At 69.3% G+C, this 2,707-nt stretch carries 2 protein-coding genes; both read left to right on the forward strand.

All coding sequences use genetic code 11. The annotated features are described in order from the left end of the window. Nucleotides 1-522 precede the first annotated feature (522 nt). Nucleotides 523-1,161, forward strand: coding sequence for a DUF4142 domain-containing protein (locus tag ACWGIU_RS34880; protein WP_453712111.1), 639 nt, complete (start codon nucleotides 523-525; stop codon nucleotides 1,159-1,161). Nucleotides 1,162-1,170: 9 nt separating this feature from the next. Beyond that, nucleotides 1,171-2,541 carry a DUF1996 domain-containing protein gene (locus tag ACWGIU_RS34885; protein WP_453712112.1) on the forward strand — a complete coding sequence of 457 codons (1,371 nt, stop codon included), beginning with the start codon at nucleotides 1,171-1,173 and terminating at the stop codon, nucleotides 2,539-2,541. The last annotated feature ends 166 nt before the right edge of the window (nucleotides 2,542-2,707 follow it).

Consider the following 2,707-nt stretch of genomic DNA (forward strand, 5'->3'; position numbering starts at 1 on the left):
CTCAGTGTCCGCGGGAGTTGGGACTGGAGGCACGAACGGCGACCCGTGAGCGGCGGCGCGGCAGCGGGCCCTTCGCGGACAGCCCGGCGCACCGGTCGTGTCCGGATCCGGCGCCCCCGCACACGGATCCGCGCGGGGGTCGGGCCGGGACGGCCAGGTGGTCGTACCGTGCGGCGCGTGCTTGGGGGCGGAAACCTTCGACCAACCCGTAGCGGGCACGGCGGCACGCGGCCAGGGTGGGACGGCACCCGGACATGACGGGGTGCCACGGCGCCGCTCGGCCGAACGTGCGGGCGCGCCGCAAGATATCAGCCTTCCGCGGAGTCGCCGGGATGTTTGTCGGATGGTGATGTCCTACCGCTCCGGCGCCGCGCCCGGCACTAGCGTCCCGTGACACCCCGGGAATGCGGGTGCGCACCGCACAGCACGTGCGGATCTTCCTGCCCCGCCACCCCCTCCCGGCCCTTGGAGCGAGGAGGCACAGTGCCGTCATTGCGGCGGAGATCCATCAGCAGTTTGTCGGTGGCCACGCGATACACGATCGGAAGCGGCCTGGTCATCACCGCCCTTGCCCTCACCCTGATCGCGCTTCTGATTCCCGTGGACAGTTTCGGCAGCCGGCCCACGGCCGCCGTGGCGGGTCCGGCGGGCGACGACGACGGCGGCGGAACGTTGAGCACGGCCTACGGACCGCTGACCGCCGCGGACCGGGACTTCATCCGCAAGGTCCGGCTCGCCGGGCTCTGGGAGCTGCCCGCGGGCCGCCAGGCCCAGCAGCGCGGGTCCCGACCCGCGATCAAGACGGCCGGGCAGCACCTCATCGACGGCCACACCGAGCTGGACCGGCAGGTCATCCAGGTCGGCCAGGCCCTCGGTGTCGATCTGCCCAACCAGCCGTCCGCGCAGCAGCAGGACTGGCTGGGCCAGATGAACCGCGCCCGCGGAGAGGAATACGAACGACTGTTCGTCCAGCTGCTGCGTCGAGCTCACGGAAAGGTGTTCGCCCTGCTGGCCGGGATTCGGTCACAGACCAAGAATTCGATGGTCCGGGCCCTCGCCACGTCCGCCAACGCCACGGTTCTGGACCACATCACGGTCCTCGAAGACACCGGACTCGTCGACTTCGACGCGCTTTCCGACAATGTCCAACCGACGAAGTGAAGTGATCGCATGAGTAAAAAGGGCCACAAACGCGCAAGGCTGTCGAACAAGGTCCTGGGCCTGATCTCCGCGCTCGTACTGGGCGGGGGCGGGGTCGCCGTCGTCGCCGGCAACGCGTCCGCCGGCCAGGACACCCGGATGACGGCCACCATCGACTGCCCCGATGTGGGAGAGAAACTCACCGCGGTCCCGGAACAGGCCAAGCCCGAGGTCGACGCGAACCTCGCCAAGCTGGACGACCAGGTCGCCGACGCCTACAAGCAGCTCGCCGCCGGCCAGGCGAAGGGCGACGCCGCCCTCCTCGGTGAGCTGAAGCAGAAGCGCGACCAGACCATCGCGGGCATGGCAGACGCGATAGCCCGGTCCGGCGAAGCTCCCAAGGAGATCCAGTCCTTGAGCGCCTGCACGATGAAGCAGGCCGCTGCCGCGGATGACGGCGCGGCGGCTGCCGCGAGCAAGGGTGAGCAGGGCGCTGCCGCCCAGGCCGCCGCGCAGAAGGGCGGCCCGGCGAAGAGCGACTTCGTCAACATCACCAAGATCAAGCCGAACGTGCGCAACCCCGCGCAGGCCGGAAACGCCTCGAAGGGCTCCTTCACCTCGCAGTGCGGCCGCAACGAGAACGGCCACTTCAACCCCGACAACGTGATCGTCGCCCCCGGCGTCTCCAACGGCGCCCACCACATGCACGACTACGTGGGCAACAAGACCACAGACGCATTCTCCACGAACGACAGCCTCGCCAAGTCCGGCACCACCTGCGGCAACGGGGACCAGTCCGCCTACTACTGGCCCGTACTGCGGTTGCGCGACGGCAAGGTGGAGAAGGACGCCAAGGCGCCCGGCGGCGGCCAGGACGGCAATGTCGGCACCATCCTCCAGCCGAAGCAGGTGTCGATCACCTTCAAGGGCAGTCCGGTCGGCAAGGTCACGGCGATGCCCCGCTTCCTGCGCATCATCACCGGTGACGCCAAGGCCCTCACCAACGGCAACGGCAACGCCAACGCCTCCTGGAGCTGCACCGGCTTCGAGAACCGCCAGCTGAAGGACAAGTACCCGGTCTGCCCGAAGGGCAGTGACGTGGTGCGCACCTTCACCTTCCAGAGCTGCTGGGACGGCAAGAACGTCGACAGCGCCAACCACCGCACGCATGTTGCCTTCCCGGACAAGAACGGTCGCTGCAAGAACGGCTTCAAGGCCATTCCGCAGCTGGTGATGCGCCTCACCTACGGGGTGGCGCCGGGTTCCCGGTTCGCCGTGGACAGCTTCCCCGAGCAGCTCCACAAGCCGGCGACCGACCACGACGACTTCATCAACGTGATGTCGAACGGCCTGATGAACAAGGCCGTGGGCTGCATCAACAACGGGCAGAACTGCCGCTGACCCCCCTGCGGCGGGGGCTCCCCCTCGCTCCCGGACCGGACGCCCCACTCCCCCATCCCCGGCGTCCGGCCCGGGAAAGGTGGTGGGCCGAAGCCCCCGTACGGGCAAAACCCCCCCCGGTTGTAACCCCCCCCCCCCTCCCGGGCGGCGACCCCAGACCCGCCGC

Source organism: Streptomyces sp. NPDC054840, assembly GCF_053611065.1.